This window comes from Streptomyces sp. NPDC001530 (genome assembly GCF_042894545.1).
In the GTDB taxonomy this organism is placed as follows: Bacteria; Actinomycetota; Actinomycetes; order Streptomycetales; family Streptomycetaceae; genus Streptomyces.
Map to the genome: position 1 here is coordinate 149,118 of NZ_JBIAVS010000018.1, position 13,078 is coordinate 162,195.

The following is a 13,078-nucleotide window of genomic DNA, read 5'->3' on the forward strand; positions in this document are numbered from 1 at the left end:
GTCACCGTCGGCGTCCCCCCACCCCCCAGGCGCGCCCCCCGCGCGGAACCAAGGAACTCCCGCCCAGAGGATGACAATCACGGCGATCAGTGCCTGTATGGAGAGCATGAGCAGTACCCCGACTCCGAGCCCCGAGCTCGCCCCGCTCGCCAAGCAGTACGCCGTCCTGCTGACGAGCCACAAGAAGGACGGCACGGGCGTCGGCACCCCGGTGAACATCGCCGTCGAGGGTGACCACGCGTACTTCCGCACCCCGGGCAGCACATGGAAGGTCAAACGCCTGCGCAACAACCCGGAGGTGGAGATCGCTCCCTCCACCTTCCGCGGCGCGCCCATCGGGCCCGAGATCCACGCCCGGGCACGGCTGCTCGACCACGGCAGTGAGGAGGACAAGCACGCCGCCAAGCTGCTGCGGCGCAAGTACCCGTTCATGCAGGGCGTCTTCGTACCGCTCGCCCACAAGGTGATGCGGACGCCGACGCTGCACTACGAAGTGAAGCCGATGGAGGAGTAGTACCCGACGGGCAGTACTCAAGAAGCAGTATGCGAGGAGCAGTACTCAAGCAGCAGTACTCGAGAAGCAGCTTCAACGAGCGGTCAGCTCCGGCGCAGCAGCCGCCTGAAGCTGATGACGACGGCGAAGGCGGCTGCGACCGCGATGGCACCGACCTTGAATCCGCCGCTCATTCCGCTGTCGTTGCCCCCGCCGTCGGCCGAACTGCCACCCCCCGAGGGTGACTTGGCTCCGGACCCACTGGCCCCGGGCGCGTCCTCCGGCTGCACGCTGCTGTCCGCGCCCTCGCTCCCGTACATGAGCTTCGAGCCGTCGGGGCTGTATGTGAGGGACTCGCCCTGCCCCTGCAGGGGGACGTTGAGCCGCCCCTGCCGTTTGAGCTTCCCGCCGTTCCAGTCGTACGCGATCCCGCCGAAGTACCCGCGTACGGCGAGTTCCTTGCCGTCGGGCGAGAAGGCGGCGTCGGTGGCCCAGAGGTCGACGGTGGCGACGGACTTGAAGACGTTCGTGCCGGAGGCGGAGAGCTGGGCGGGGCCCTCGTAGAGGTGACCGCCGTCCTCGTTCTTGTCGACGATGTAGACGCGCCCGGTCTTCGGATGAACCATCAGCGCCTCGGCGTTCCGCGGCCCGTCCGCGTACTTCACGACGTACTGCGTGGCGCGGATCGTCTGGTCCTTGAGCACCTTCGGCTCGGGCAGCTTGTAGATCCACACGTGGTCCCACTTGCCGCCGAGGTTGTCGCCGATGTCGCCGACGTAGAGGTTGTCGTCCGGCCCGATGGAGATGGCTTCGACGTCGCGGGGAGCGCCGACCCCCGTCATGGTGATCGTCGCGACCGTCTCACCCGTCTTGCTGTCGACGGCATAGAGGTAGGCCCCGTCGTCGCTGTCGTTGTGGGTCCAGTAGATGCCGGGGTGGGCGTGCGAGGCGGCGAGTCCGCTGGACTCGGTGATCCTGGGGTCCTTGATCGTGAACTGGTCGTCCGCGCTGTCGGCGACGGCCGGCGCCGCCAGGGCGACGACGAGGACGGCTCCGGCGAGAAGCGAGGGCGATCGGCGCATGGCCCCAAGCCTGCCATCCCGGCGGCCGGTTCACGCAGTGCCCGCTCATGGGGCCGCCCGGGTCCACGCCGATCCCGGCCATCGGCACGCCACGGGGCGTGTCCAGCCTCACACCCCCACGGCCCATGCCACCCCCACTGATCGTCCATGATGAGCGGATGCTCAGGTTCATGCCCGTCGGCGATTCCATGACGATCGGAAGCGCGGGCGAACACACATGGCGTTACCGAATGTGGCAGCACCTGCGCGCGACGTACGGGGGACCCTTCAAGATCGTCGGTCCGCGCGAGACGCTCTACGACAAGGCGACCGACTCCCCCGACTCGTACGAGTACGCGGACCCGGACTTCCCCCGCGCCCACCTGGCCGGCTGGGGCGAGGGCTGGCTCCACATGGCCCCGCTGATACGCGAGGCGGTCCGCGCGCAGCGCGCCGACGTCCTGCTGGTCTCCCTCGGCCTGATCGACCTCGGCTTCTACACGAACGCGCCCCAGACGGCGGCGAACGCCCACACGTTCATCGAAGAGGCCCGCGCCGCCAACCCACGCATCCGCATGGTCCTGCTCCCTGTGATCCCGAACGTCCGCGCCGAGTCCGACGCCCCCTTCGCCGCCGAGGTCGCCGCCTTCAACGAACTCCTCGCCAAGACCGTCGCCGACCTCGGCGAGCCCCGCTCCCCCCTCCTCCTGGCCTCCCCGCCGCCCTCGTACGACATCAACTTCGACACGTACGACGGCACACACCCGAACGCGAGCGGCGAGCACAAGATCGCGGAGGGGTTCGCGGAGGCCATGTACCAGGCCTGGGACCTGGGCGAGCCGTACACGGCCGAAACCTCCTGACCGATTCCCGGCGTTGCCTGGTCACCGTGCGTATCGTTGGACTGCGCGGCTGCACTCGTCCGAGGGGGTGGCCGGGGAGGAGCGCCACTATGACCGTCGTCGAGAACGACAGGATCGCCATGGCCACCATCAACGAACAGATCCTGGACGAGATGTTCGACCAGATGAACGTCCCCGAGGGCTACAAGGCCGAGATCGTCGAGGGGACCATCTACATGTCGCCGCAGCGGGACGTTCATTGGGAGACCATTCAGTCGATCGTGTTCCAGCTTCTGACCATCCTCGGCACGAAGGCAAAGGTGCTCTCTGATGTACGCATCGACTTCCCCGGCCACCTCAACGGCCTCTGCCCGGATGTAGCGAAACTGCGCGACGGCTCCCAGAAGGATTCCGAAGGGCGTTGGCGCTACCAGGACGTCGAGTTCATCGCCGAGGTCATCTCCAAGGGCACTGCCATGAACGACTACGGTCCCAAAAAGACGGCCTACGCCCTGGCGGAAGTCCCCGTCTTCCTCATCGCCGACCCCTACGTGGGCAAGTGCCGCCTCTTCACCCAGCCCAAAGACGGCGACTACCTCGGCGACCTCCCCATCGCCTATGGCGCAGACGTCGACTTGACCACCACCCTCCTCGGCCTCACCCTCAAGACCGACGAGTTCCCCCGGGATTAGAGATATCGCGCGGCGGAAGGCATGTGGCACGATGCCGCGATGATCGCCAACTCGCCCATACCTCCCGTCGTTCCCGCGGGTCGTATGGCCCAGGACCCGCAACCAGTGCTCGACCTTCCTCGCGGCCTGGAGCTGCGTCCCTGGCGCCCGGGTGACGCCGACGCTCTGGTGGCCGCCGGCCAGGATCCGTCGATTCGGCAATGGAACCTCCTTCATGTGGAGTCACCGGAGGACGCGCGCAACAGGATCGCGCGGATGCACGAGCGCTGGCGGGCCGAGCAGGGCGCGATCTGGGCGATCGCACGGTCGGACGGCAACGGCGACGGCGAGGCCATCGGTCTCATCGGCTGGAACGACATCGACCTCACGGGCGGCAGCGCGGAAATCGTCTACTGGATCCTGCCCGCGGCCCGTGGCGGCGGTGTCGTGGTCGAGGCCGTGAAGCGCCTCAGCCGGTGGGCCCTGGAGGACCTCGGACTGCACCGCCTACAGCTCTGCCACTCGGTGGCCAACCCGGCGTCCTGCCGAGTGGCGGCCAAGGCCGGCTACTCCCTCGAAGGCACCATGCGCGGCGCACTGCTGCACGCGGACGGCTGGCACGACCTGCACCTGCACGCACTCGTCAAGGGAGACAGCACCTCCTAGGGCGTGTTCGAGCTGTGGGCCCGGTGCGGGTTGGTGCTGGTCACGATCCGATCGCTGCGGTGTCTCGGATCGCTCCTCAGCTGATCCGCCAGGGACGGAGCTTCTCGGGGTTTCGCACCGCCCAGATATGCCTGATCCGGTCGCCCGCGATCTCGAAGGCGAACACGGTCGCGATGTTGCCGTCCTGCTGCGCTACCAAGCCGGGCAGGCCGTTGACCGTGCACTCCAGGAACGTCGTGCGGTCGCCCGACACACGGGCGATCTCCGCGTAGGCACGTGCGATCTGCTCACCGCCCACGATCGGGTGCAGGTGGGTGACGGCCAGCCCGCCGCCGTCGGCGGTCGCGGTGGCGTCGGGGTCGAGCAGGCTGATCAGGGCGTCGATGTCCTTGGCCTCCCACGCCGTTTTGAACTGCCTGACGATGCCGGCCTGCCCGGCACTCGGGCCCGCCGGGGTCTGCGCAGTGCGGATGCGACGGCGGGCGGACGAGGCCAGTTGGCGGCACGCCGCCGGAGTGCGGCCGACGATCTCGGCGACCTCGCCGAAGGGGTAGCGGAAGACGTCGTGCAGGACGAACGCAACGCGCTCGGCCGGGGTCATCGCATCGAGGACGACCAGGAAGGCCATCGTCACCGACTCGTCGAGGGTGACCCGATCGGCCGGGTCTATCCCGCCGACGCCGGAGCGCCCGGTGATCCACTCCGTGGGCTCGGGCAGCGGTTCCGGGATCCAGTCGCCCACGTACATCTCCCGCCTGGCCCGCGCCGAGCCAAGCAGGTTCAGACAGATGCGGCTGGCGACCGTCACCAGCCAGGCGCCGGGCGACTCGATGGCCTGCTGGTCCCGTGCGGACATGGCGTACCAGCGGGCGTAGGTCTCCTGCACGACGTCCTCGGCGTCGGCAAGGGACCCGAGGAGTCGATAGCCGAGGTTGATCAGCTGGCGCCGCTCGCTCATGATCGCGCTGAGGCCCGGATCGCTCTGATCGTCTCCGGGCTCGGCTCTGGTGGTCATGGTCTGGCCGTCTCCCTCGCTCGCTTCTGTGCCTCTACCCGTTACGACAAGACAGCGCACCGGGCTGTGAGGCCGACGCGCCGCCTCACATTCCGAAGGGCTGCGTTGTCGTACCGGTGAGGACGACAACAAGACAGAGGGGACTTTGATGAACGACTTCCAGGCCGTCGCGGACCGCGTCGAGATCGAGGCACTGCGCGGCGAGTTCACCGACGCGGTGATGATGCGCGACCGACCCCGCCTGGCGTCGCTGTTCACACCGGACGGTGCCCTGCGTATGCCCAACATCCCCGCCGAGCAGGTCGGCCGAGAGGAGATCCGTGCCGGGGGCGAGCGGCTGCAGAGCCTGTGGGACTTCTTCGTACAGAACACACACCCCGGCACGATCCTGCTCGACGGCGACACCGCGACCGGCCGCGCCTACATCCAAGAGCTCGCGCGCACCCTCGACGGACGCCAGGGTCTGAACTACGCCGTCTACCACGACCGTTACCAGCGCACCGCGGAGGGCTGGAAGTTCGCCGAGCGGGTGTACGAGGTCAGGTACCTCGACACCTCCCCGCTGGCGGGCACGGCGCCCCACGCGGCGCAGGGCTCCGGGACCAACCCGGCAGACGCCACGGCCACCCCGGCTCCGGCCGCATCCTTCACCGACCCGGCAACGGCCGAACGACTGGAGCGGGTAGCCGCCGCGCTGCGTGCGGGCGGCTTCGCCGCCGAGATCCTCGACGACGCCGCGGCCGCGCGCGCCCGCATCAAGGACCTGGTCCCCGAGGGCGCCAGCGTGCTCACCGGTGCCAGCGAGACCCTCCGACTGTCCGGCATCGACGAGGACATCAACGCCAGCGGCCAGTACGACGCCATCAGGCCGCGCGTCCTGGCCATCGACCGTGCCACCGGCGCCGACGAGATCCGAAGGCTGGTCGCCAGCCCCGAATTCGTCGTCAACAGCGTCGCCGCGGCAACCGAGACCGGCTCGCTCGTTCTTGCCTCGGGCAGCGGCAGCCAACTCCCTGCCAACGCGGGCGGCGCCGCCCACGCGGTCTGGATCATCGGCGCGCAGAAGGTGGTGCCTGACCTGAGCACAGCGCTGCGCCGCGTCGAGGAGCACGCCCTCCCGCTGGAGAACGCCCGCGCCCAGGCGGTGTACGGGATGCCCAGCGCCGTCAACCGCCTACTCATCCTCAACGCGGAACCCCGCCCAGGGCGCGGCACCGTGCTGCTTCTCCGAGAGGCCATCGGATACTGACCCGGCCCAGGGTCCGTTTGACTCACGGGCTCAGAGCCAGTCCCGTCGAGCTGCCAGCGGCGTACAGCCAGTACACGCACTGCCAGGGCCCGTAGAACGGCGGCACATCCCGCCACGGCACCCCGGCCCGGGTACGCCACCGGATGCCGTCGATCAGCCTCCGCTTGGCATGCACCGGCGGGCGCCCCGCACCGAGCCCACACCTCAAACACGCCCTACTCCCGGGCCGTCACCAGCGCGAAGGAGAGGAACTCTCCGGCATCGGCGGTCAGCATGTCGATGACGGGCTGGTGCGCGGCCCGCCCCTCCTCCAAGTGCTCGGCACACGCCCGGCTCCACAGCAGCCAGTCCCGCCAGCCGTCCTCCTGCAGCCGCGCGGACGTCACCGTCACCAGCTCGGTGATCTCCCACTGAAACCGCCACCACTCGGCGGTGTGCCAGGCAATGGCCTCCCAGCCGACCAGGGCCTTGATGTGCGGGGGTATCGCGCCGAGTTCGCGCACTTCGCGGGTCAACGCGGGGGTGGCGATGCCGAGTTGGCCGCCGGGCCGGAGGAATTTGACGAGATACGGCAGATAGCTGTCCGCCGTACCGAAGTACTCGAACGCGTCGATGCTCACGATCGCGTCGAAGCTGCCCTCCTCGAAGGGCAGCTGATGCGCCTCGGCCCGTACGGCCTCCACCTGCCCGCCGACGCCCGCCGCAGCGAAGACGGCCGCCGCCTCGTCCGCCCCGACCCACCAGTCGGCCGCGACGACCTGTACGCCGTACTCCCGCGCGAGGAACACCGACGTCGCTCCCTTCCCGGACCCGAGGTCCAGAACCCGCATCCCGGGCCGCAGATCCAGGTCCCGGGCGAGGTCCTCCAGGAGCCACAGCGGGTTCGGGCCCATGTCGAGGCCGAGCAGCCAGGCGGGGTCGTAGGCGGAGGAGCGCGGGTAGCGCTCCGGGCGTACGAGCGCGGCGAGTTCAGGGACAGTCACGGCATCCGACCCAAGCGGATCAGGGGGTCGGGGACAACCGGGTTTCGGGGCGGGGCGGTAGGTGCCCCTCCGCCTCCTCCCCAATTTGGCAGATTCGGGCCACCCCACCACACCCCCCACCTGCGGCCCCCACGGTCACTTCACGACGCCGGCCACCCGCCCCACCACTTCCCGCATCAACTCCGGTTCCACGAAAGGAACGTCGGCCGTAGGTGCCGACCGCCAATCCAACAGCCATGTCATGCCCGTGAGCGCCGGTACGCCGACGTACGCCAGTCCCCGGTCACCGCGCGTCAGGGCACGCACGCCGGGGGGCCACGTGTGCGTGGACACGGTTTGCGGGGGCAACAGGAAGTAGTGGTTCCGCTCGCCGGTCAGTTCGCGGACGATCGGGCCCGCGTCGAAGTCCGTACAGAGCATGAGCTCAGCGGCGACGCGCTCGGCGAGGGGTGCGGCGATGCGTAGGGCGTCGAAGTGGATGCCCGCGTGGCGCAGGGCGTGGCCACTGGCGGGGATCCAGGAGTGGATGTCAGGGGGGAAGGCTTTGGCGTTCATGCCGCAAATGCTTCCGTGCGGTCACATACTGTGACCAGGGGCTCACAAGGGCCGTGTGGGGTTGTGCACTTGGGGAGGTCGTTGTGCACTCCGGTGATCGCGGATCGGAGTCGTTCGGGGCGTTGTTGCGGTTCTTCCGTGAGCGTGCCGGGATGACGCAGGAAGTGCTGGGCAAACACGTCGGCTACTCCAAGTCGCAGGTGGCGATGGTGGAGCGGGGTGAACGGTCGCCGAAGGGGAAGTTGGTCGAGATCGCGGACCAGGTGCTGGGTGCACAAGGTGCACTGTTGCTGCTGGCTGAGAAGGAGTTCGAGAAGGGCGGAGTTCCGCCATGGACCGAGGACTACTTGGTCGAGGAGAAGAAGGCCTCCGCTCTCCACGTGTACCAGACCCATCTGATCCCCGGTTCGCTTCAGGCCGAGGCGTACTCGCGGGCGATCTTTGCTTCCAACCGCTGCCCGACCTTCGACGACGAGGAGGTCGAGAGCAGGGTGACCTCACGCGTGGAACGGCAGCGGCTCTTCGAACGCAAGCCGACGCCAACCGTCAGCTATGTGCTCGAAGAGAGCACGTTGACACGTCCGTTGGGCGGCAAGGCGGCGCTCAAGGAGCAGCTGCACCACGTGCTCACCATCGGCGAACTCCGCCACGTCGAGATCCAGGTCATGCCGCACGACCGGGATGTGCACGCCGGGCTGAACGGCAACATGATCCTCCTCGAGACAGCCGAACGACGTCAGCTCGCCTACATCGAAGGACACCGAGGCGGCTACTTCGTCAGCGAACAGCCTGACCTGGGAGACCTGTTCGGCAAATATGGCATTCTGCGGGCGCAGGCCCTCACCCCGGAGGAATCCGCAAAGCTGATCGAAGAGGTGGCACGGAAGCTATGAGCGCGGACCTCAGCTGGTTCAAGAGCAGCTACAGCGGCAGCGAGGGCGAGTGCGTAGAAGTCGCGCTGACGTGGACGAAGTCCAGCTACAGCGGCGGCCAGGGCGGCGAATGCCTAGAAATAGCCCCCACCCCCGACCTCATCCACATCCGCGACTCCAAAACCCCCGAAGCCCCCACCCTCCAGGTAACCCCCGCCACCTGGAGGACCTTCCTCGCCACGCTTGCCTAGAGCGCACTCCACCGCGTTGGCTAAGGAGTCATGAAGTACACGCAGCTCGGACGCACGGGACTCAAGGTCAGCCGGCTCGTCCTCGGCACCATGAACTTCGGTCCGCAGACCGATGAGGCCGACAGCCACGCCATCATGGACGCGGCGCTGGACTCGGGGATCAACTACTTCGACACCGCGAACGTGTACGGCTGGGGCGAGAACAAGGGCCGTACCGAGGAGATCATCGGGAACTGGTTCGCCCAGGGCGGCGACCGCCGCGACAAGGTGGTCCTCGCCACCAAGGTGTACGGGAACATGGCCGGCGACGGCCAGCCGTGGCCCAACCACGACAAGCTCTCCGCCCTGAACATCCGGCGGGCGGTCGACGCCAGTCTCAAGCGGCTCCAGACCGACTACATCGACATCTATCAGTTCCACCACATCGACCGCTCGACTCCCTTCGAGGAGATCTGGCAGGCGATCGACGTACTGGTCCAGCAGGGGAAGATCCTCTACGTGGGGTCCTCCAACTTCCCCGGATACAAGATCGCCCAGGCGAACGAGATCGCCGCCCGGCGGGGCGGCACCATCGGCCTCGTCAGCGAGCAGTGCCTCTACAACCTCGCCGAGCGGCGCGCCGAGATGGAGGTCATCCCGGCCGCGCAGGAGTACGGGCTCGGGGTCATCCCCTGGTCCCCGCTGGGGGGCGGTCTCCTCGGTGGCGTGATCAAGAAGGAGGTCGAGGGCGGGCGCCGGGCGTCCGGCCGGGCCGCCGACGCCCTCGCCAACCCCTCCGTACGCGCGCAGCTCCAGGCATACGAGGATCTGCTCGACAAGCACGGCCTGGAGCCCGGCGAGGCCGCGCTGGCCTGGCTGCTGACCCGGCCCGGCATCACCGGCCCCATCGTCGGCCCGCGCACCGCCGAGCAGCTGGAGTCCGCACTGCGCGCCGTCGACCTGGAGCTGTCGGAGGAGGTCCTGACGTCCTTGGACGAGATCTTCCCGGGTCCGGGCCCGTCTCCGGAGGCGTTCGCCTGGTAGCCCCGTCCTTCGCCTGGCAACCCGGCCTCCGCCCGGTCGCCGCCCGGCAGGGCACGCTTGAGCGGGCGGTGGCGGTCGTCTACTTGACCGCCGCCGCCACCGCCACCACGACGAACATCAGCACAAGCACACCGGCCATGATCCGGTTACGGGTCTTCGGGTCCACGCAACGAGCCTAACCGGCCGCCCCGAGCGGCCAGCGGGCGACCACCTCGTACCGCGGATGTTCCCTCGGCACCCCCGATTTCGGAAGTCGGCTGCGTACGAGACACAGCTCGGTCACCGTCCAGGTAGGGCTCGTGAAGGCGTGGAGGGCCTCGACGTACGGGCGCACGTCGACCGCGTCGCGGCTGCGCGCCACCGTCAGATGGGGCTTGTACCTGCGGTGCTCCCCCATCGGCACGCCGGCCTTCCGCCCCGCCGCCTCGGCCCGGTCGGCCAGTAGCCGCAGGGCATCCAGGTCGCCCTCCGCGCCGACCCACAGTGCCCGCCCGCGGCCGAACTGCCCGCCGCCCCGCAGTGCCAGCGGGAAGGACTCCGTGTGCCGGGCCGCGCGCTCCAGCCGTTCCGACAGGTCCGGGACGACCTCCTCGTCCACCTCGCCGTAGAACGCGAGTGTGAAGTGCCAGCCGGGGCGGCCCGTCCACCGCAGCCTGTCGGCCTCCGGGAGCCGCTCCAACTCGTCCATCTCCGAGGCGAGTTCACGGACCGCACCCTCCGAAGGCAGCACCGCCGCAAAAAGTCTCATGGCGTCACCCTTCCAGGGAATGGATCATCCGGCGACCCCCACCCACCATGGTGATAGGCCCGTCTACCGGGGGGACGTCCCTATCGGCGACGCGCGCCGGGACAGCGGGTGGTGCTGCCTAAGGGTTTTCGCCCCCTCCGCCCCTACCCGTCCCGTACCTGGGGGCTCCGCCCCCAGACCCCCGCTATCGCGCTAACGCGCTCGTCCTCAAACGCCGGGCAGGCTGAAAATCTCAGCCCCTCCACCCCTCACTACACCGCCGCGGCCAGCTGCTCCTCGCGCCGCTCCTTCGGAACGAACCGGAACCGCGGGTGGCCGTGGTGCCAGCCGACCGCGAGGCGCAGGCCGCCGACGCGGGACAGGACCAGGCCGACGGTGACCGCGGCCGCCGCCGACACCAGGCCGCCCAGCGCGAAGCCGACGCGCGGGCCGTAGGCGTCCGTGACCCAGCCGACGAGGGGCGCGCCCAGCGGCGAACCGCCCATGAAGACCATCATGAACAGGGCCATGACGCGGCCGCGCATGGCGGGGTCGGTGGCCATCTGGACCGCGGTGTTCGCGGTGACGTTGACCGTCAGGCCGAAGATCCCGATCGGGACCATGAGGAGCGAGAAGAGCCAGAGGGACGGGGCCGCGGCCGCCACCACTTCCAGCAGGCCGAAGGCCAGGGCCGCCGCGATCAGGATGCGCAGCCGGGCCGTGCCCCGCCGGGCGGCGAGCAGCGCGCCGGCCAGCGAGCCGAGCGCCATCAACGTGTTGAAGAAGCTGTACGCGCCGGCGCCCGCGTGGAAGATGTCGTCCGCGTACGCCGACAGCCAGACCGGGAAGTTGAAGCCGAAGGTGCCGATGAACCCGACGAGGACGATCGGCCAGATCAGCTCGGGGCGATTCGCCACGTACTGAAGGCCTTCGCGCAGCTGGCCCTTGCCGCGCGGAGCCCGCTCGACCACGTGCAGTTCGCGGGCGCGCATCATCAGCAGACCCGCGATCGGGGCCACGAACGACAGGCCGTTGAAGAGGAACGCCCAGCCGGTGCCGACGCCCGTGATCAGCAGACCCGCCACCGCAGGGCCGACCAACCGGGCCGACTGGAAGTTCGCGGAGTTCAGACTGACCGCGTTCTGCAGCTGGCCCGGGCCGACCATCTCGGAGACGAAGGACTGGCGGGCCGGGTTGTCCACCACCGTGGCGAGGCCTACGGCGAAGGCGGCGACGTACACGTGCCAGACCTGGACATGGCCGGAGAGAGTGAGGAAGGCGAGCGCGAGACCGGTGACGGCCATCGCCGTCTGCGTGACGAGCAGCGTGGGCCGCTTGGGAAGGCGGTCGACGAGGACACCGCCGTACAGCCCGAAGAGCAGCATCGGCAGGAACTGCAGCGCGGTGGTGATACCGACCGCGGCGGACGAGCCGGTCAGGCTCAGCACCAGCCAGTCCTGGGCGATGCGCTGCATCCAGGTGCCGGTGTTGGAGACGACCTGGCCCAGGAAGAACAGGCGGTAGTTCCGGATCTTCAGCGAGCTGAACATCGAGGAGGAACGGGGCGAGCGGGGGGTGGCGCCGGAGGCACCGGTCGAACGGGAGAAGGTGCGGGAAGCACCGTTCGAACGGTCGGGGGCGGACGTGTCCGAGGCGGACGAATAATCGGGGGCGGACGAGGAGTCGTGGGTGGCTGGTGCGGGGGCGGAATCTGCTCCGGGTCCCGTACTCAAAGGGGCTCGCCTCCTAGGCAGTCGTGACGTCGGCGTCATGGGAGGGCGTCGGCGATGTTCTCAACGGATGGTGCTCTGACGGATGGTGCTCTGAACGTGGGAGCGGCCCCCCGGGAGAGGGCCGCCGGGGGTCACAGATGCGCGAGCTTCTCCAGGACGGGGGCGGCCTCGCGGAGCTTCGCCCACTCGTCCTCGTCGAGGGCCTCGACCAGTCCGGCCAGGAACGCGTTCCGCTTGCGGCGGCTCTCTTCGAGCATCGCCTCGGCCTTGTCGGTCTGCGTCACGACCTTCTGGCGCCGGTCCTCGGGGTGCGGCTCCAGCCTGACGAGACCCTTGGCCTCGAGCAGCGCGACGATGCGCGTCATGGAGGGCGGCTGCACATGCTCCTTGCGGGCGAGCTCGCCCGGCGTGGCGGTGCCGCAGCGGGCCAGGGTGCCGAGCACCGACATCTCGGTGGGGCTCAGCGACTCGTCGACTCGCTGGTGCTTGAGTCGACGCGACAACCGCATCACTGCGGAGCGCAAGGCGTTCACGGCGGCCTCGTCGTCGCCATGGGTGAGGTCAGGCATGTCTTTAGCGTAACTCATTACCCTCCCTAAAGACCACCGCAATGCCCGTGAACCGCGCCACTGAACCCCGACATCACTCATACGAGTGAGCCCGCTCCCGAAAGTGACCCCTCGCCCGCCGGGGTCCGGCGACCCTCGACTTCATGGGGACCAGCGTGCTCAGCCTGCGGATAGACGGGGAGCTGCTCGACCGGCTCCGAGACCACGCCGCCAAACGCGGAATGAGCGTCCAGGACTATGTGGTCCGGACGCTCATTCGCGACGACTTCGACGAGCGGTTCCAGGCCGCGGTCGAGGAGACGGAGAAGTTCTACGGGGTCACATGAGGCGATGGGTCATGCGAGCCGATGGGTCACGTGAGACCCCGT

At 68.8% G+C, this 13,078-nt stretch carries 17 protein-coding genes; 9 read left to right on the top strand and 8 right to left on the bottom strand.

Features of this window, described 5'->3' with window-relative positions; all coding sequences use genetic code 11:
* The first annotated feature begins 106 nt into the window (after positions 1–106).
* Positions 107–514, top strand: coding sequence for a PPOX class F420-dependent oxidoreductase (locus tag ACFY0T_RS33800; protein ID WP_388879227.1), 408 nt, complete (start codon positions 107–109; stop codon positions 512–514).
* A gap of 83 nt (positions 515–597) precedes the next feature.
* Here the strand turns inward: ACFY0T_RS33800 and ACFY0T_RS33805 are convergent, their stop codons facing one another.
* Positions 598–1,575, bottom strand: coding sequence for a WD40 repeat domain-containing protein (locus ACFY0T_RS33805; protein ID WP_388879230.1), 978 nt, complete (start codon positions 1,573–1,575; stop codon positions 598–600).
* A 158-nt stretch (positions 1,576–1,733) separates the two neighbouring features.
* Here ACFY0T_RS33805 and ACFY0T_RS33810 point away from each other — a divergent pair, with 158 nt between their 5' ends.
* The 3 genes from ACFY0T_RS33810 (at position 1,734) to ACFY0T_RS33820 (ending at position 3,733) form a co-directional block, all read left to right on the top strand.
* Positions 1,734–2,417 (top strand): SGNH/GDSL hydrolase family protein, encoded by a 684-nt coding sequence (locus tag ACFY0T_RS33810; protein WP_388879233.1) that lies wholly within the window; start codon positions 1,734–1,736, stop codon positions 2,415–2,417.
* Positions 2,418–2,506: 89 nt separating this feature from the next.
* Positions 2,507–3,088, top strand: a complete 582-nt coding sequence (locus ACFY0T_RS33815; RefSeq protein WP_388879236.1) for a Uma2 family endonuclease — start codon at positions 2,507–2,509, stop codon at positions 3,086–3,088.
* Positions 3,089–3,127: 39 nt separating this feature from the next.
* The gene (locus tag ACFY0T_RS33820; protein WP_388879239.1) at positions 3,128–3,733 is read left to right on the top strand and encodes a GNAT family N-acetyltransferase; all 606 of its coding nucleotides are present in this window, start codon (positions 3,128–3,130) and stop codon (positions 3,731–3,733) included.
* A 76-nt stretch (positions 3,734–3,809) separates the two neighbouring features.
* Here ACFY0T_RS33820 and sigJ read toward each other — a convergent pair whose 3' ends face one another.
* The gene (gene sigJ / locus ACFY0T_RS33825; protein ID WP_388879242.1) at positions 3,810–4,748 is read right to left on the bottom strand and encodes an RNA polymerase sigma factor SigJ; all 939 of its coding nucleotides are present in this window, start codon (positions 4,746–4,748) and stop codon (positions 3,810–3,812) included.
* Positions 4,749–4,896: 148 nt separating this feature from the next.
* Between sigJ and ACFY0T_RS33830 the strand changes: the two genes are divergently transcribed.
* The gene (locus tag ACFY0T_RS33830) at positions 4,897–5,997 is read left to right on the top strand and encodes a nuclear transport factor 2 family protein (RefSeq protein ID WP_388879245.1); all 1,101 of its coding nucleotides are present in this window, start codon (positions 4,897–4,899) and stop codon (positions 5,995–5,997) included.
* A gap of 22 nt (positions 5,998–6,019) precedes the next feature.
* On the opposite strand, the gene ACFY0T_RS33835 is transcribed toward ACFY0T_RS33830, so the two are convergent.
* The 3 genes from ACFY0T_RS33835 to ACFY0T_RS33845 form a co-directional block, all read right to left on the bottom strand.
* The gene (locus ACFY0T_RS33835) at positions 6,020–6,172 is read right to left on the bottom strand and encodes a transposase (protein WP_388879248.1); all 153 of its coding nucleotides are present in this window, start codon (positions 6,170–6,172) and stop codon (positions 6,020–6,022) included.
* 40 nt (positions 6,173–6,212) lie between these two features.
* A complete protein-coding gene (locus tag ACFY0T_RS33840) occupies positions 6,213–6,980 on the bottom strand; it encodes an SAM-dependent methyltransferase (RefSeq protein ID WP_388879251.1) in 768 nt (255 codons plus the stop codon).
* A gap of 135 nt (positions 6,981–7,115) precedes the next feature.
* Positions 7,116–7,535 (bottom strand): hypothetical protein, encoded by a 420-nt coding sequence (locus ACFY0T_RS33845; protein ID WP_388879254.1) that lies wholly within the window; start codon positions 7,533–7,535, stop codon positions 7,116–7,118.
* Between the two features lie 83 nt (positions 7,536–7,618).
* Here ACFY0T_RS33845 and ACFY0T_RS33850 point away from each other — a divergent pair, with 83 nt between their 5' ends.
* Genes ACFY0T_RS33850 through ACFY0T_RS33860 form a run of 3 tightly spaced genes read left to right on the top strand, consistent with a single transcriptional unit; the run spans position 7,619 to position 9,681 of the window.
* The gene (locus ACFY0T_RS33850) at positions 7,619–8,428 is read left to right on the top strand and encodes a helix-turn-helix domain-containing protein (RefSeq protein ID WP_388879257.1); all 810 of its coding nucleotides are present in this window, start codon (positions 7,619–7,621) and stop codon (positions 8,426–8,428) included.
* The gene (locus tag ACFY0T_RS33855) at positions 8,425–8,658 is read left to right on the top strand and encodes a DUF397 domain-containing protein (protein ID WP_388879260.1); all 234 of its coding nucleotides are present in this window, start codon (positions 8,425–8,427) and stop codon (positions 8,656–8,658) included. Before ACFY0T_RS33850 ends, ACFY0T_RS33855 begins: the two co-directional genes overlap by 4 nt.
* A gap of 30 nt (positions 8,659–8,688) precedes the next feature.
* Entirely contained in the window at positions 8,689–9,681 is a 993-nt protein-coding gene (locus ACFY0T_RS33860; protein ID WP_388879263.1) for an aldo/keto reductase, read from the top strand.
* Between the two features lie 175 nt (positions 9,682–9,856).
* Here the strand turns inward: ACFY0T_RS33860 and thpR are convergent, their stop codons facing one another.
* The 3 genes from thpR to ACFY0T_RS33875 all read right to left on the bottom strand — a co-directional run bounded on the left by thpR (position 9,857) and on the right by ACFY0T_RS33875 (position 12,710).
* Positions 9,857–10,429 (bottom strand): RNA 2',3'-cyclic phosphodiesterase, encoded by a 573-nt coding sequence (gene thpR, locus ACFY0T_RS33865; protein ID WP_388879266.1) that lies wholly within the window; start codon positions 10,427–10,429, stop codon positions 9,857–9,859.
* A 251-nt stretch (positions 10,430–10,680) separates the two neighbouring features.
* Positions 10,681–12,141, bottom strand: a complete 1,461-nt coding sequence (locus tag ACFY0T_RS33870) for an MFS transporter (protein WP_388879269.1) — start codon at positions 12,139–12,141, stop codon at positions 10,681–10,683.
* A gap of 131 nt (positions 12,142–12,272) precedes the next feature.
* Positions 12,273–12,710: a MarR family transcriptional regulator gene (locus ACFY0T_RS33875; protein WP_362519914.1), complete on the bottom strand. Its 438-nt coding sequence runs from the start codon at positions 12,708–12,710 to the stop codon at positions 12,273–12,275.
* Positions 12,711–12,853: 143 nt separating this feature from the next.
* Between ACFY0T_RS33875 and ACFY0T_RS33880 the strand changes: the two genes are divergently transcribed.
* Complete coding sequence (locus ACFY0T_RS33880; protein ID WP_388879272.1) at positions 12,854–13,036, top strand: ribbon-helix-helix protein, CopG family; 183 nt, start codon at positions 12,854–12,856, stop codon at positions 13,034–13,036.
* The last annotated feature ends 42 nt before the right edge of the window (positions 13,037–13,078 follow it).

Coding starts and splice junctions, on each gene's coding strand:
- ACFY0T_RS33800 (WP_388879227.1), top strand. CDS start 107: ATGAGCAGTACCCCGACTCCGAGCCCCGAGCTCGCCCCGCTCGCCAAG.
- ACFY0T_RS33805 (WP_388879230.1), bottom strand. CDS start 1,575: ATGCGCCGATCGCCCTCGCTTCTCGCCGGAGCCGTCCTCGTCGTCGCC.
- ACFY0T_RS33810 (WP_388879233.1), top strand. CDS start 1,734: ATGCTCAGGTTCATGCCCGTCGGCGATTCCATGACGATCGGAAGCGCG.
- ACFY0T_RS33815 (WP_388879236.1), top strand. CDS start 2,507: ATGACCGTCGTCGAGAACGACAGGATCGCCATGGCCACCATCAACGAA.
- ACFY0T_RS33820 (WP_388879239.1), top strand. CDS start 3,128: ATGATCGCCAACTCGCCCATACCTCCCGTCGTTCCCGCGGGTCGTATG.
- sigJ (WP_388879242.1), bottom strand. CDS start 4,748: ATGACCACCAGAGCCGAGCCCGGAGACGATCAGAGCGATCCGGGCCTC.
- ACFY0T_RS33830 (WP_388879245.1), top strand. CDS start 4,897: ATGAACGACTTCCAGGCCGTCGCGGACCGCGTCGAGATCGAGGCACTG.
- ACFY0T_RS33845 (WP_388879254.1), bottom strand. CDS start 7,535: ATGAACGCCAAAGCCTTCCCCCCTGACATCCACTCCTGGATCCCCGCC.
- ACFY0T_RS33855 (WP_388879260.1), top strand. CDS start 8,425: ATGAGCGCGGACCTCAGCTGGTTCAAGAGCAGCTACAGCGGCAGCGAG.
- ACFY0T_RS33860 (WP_388879263.1), top strand. CDS start 8,689: ATGAAGTACACGCAGCTCGGACGCACGGGACTCAAGGTCAGCCGGCTC.
- thpR (WP_388879266.1), bottom strand. CDS start 10,429: ATGAGACTTTTTGCGGCGGTGCTGCCTTCGGAGGGTGCGGTCCGTGAA.
- ACFY0T_RS33875 (WP_362519914.1), bottom strand. CDS start 12,710: ATGCCTGACCTCACCCATGGCGACGACGAGGCCGCCGTGAACGCCTTG.
- ACFY0T_RS33880 (WP_388879272.1), top strand. CDS start 12,854: ATGGGGACCAGCGTGCTCAGCCTGCGGATAGACGGGGAGCTGCTCGAC.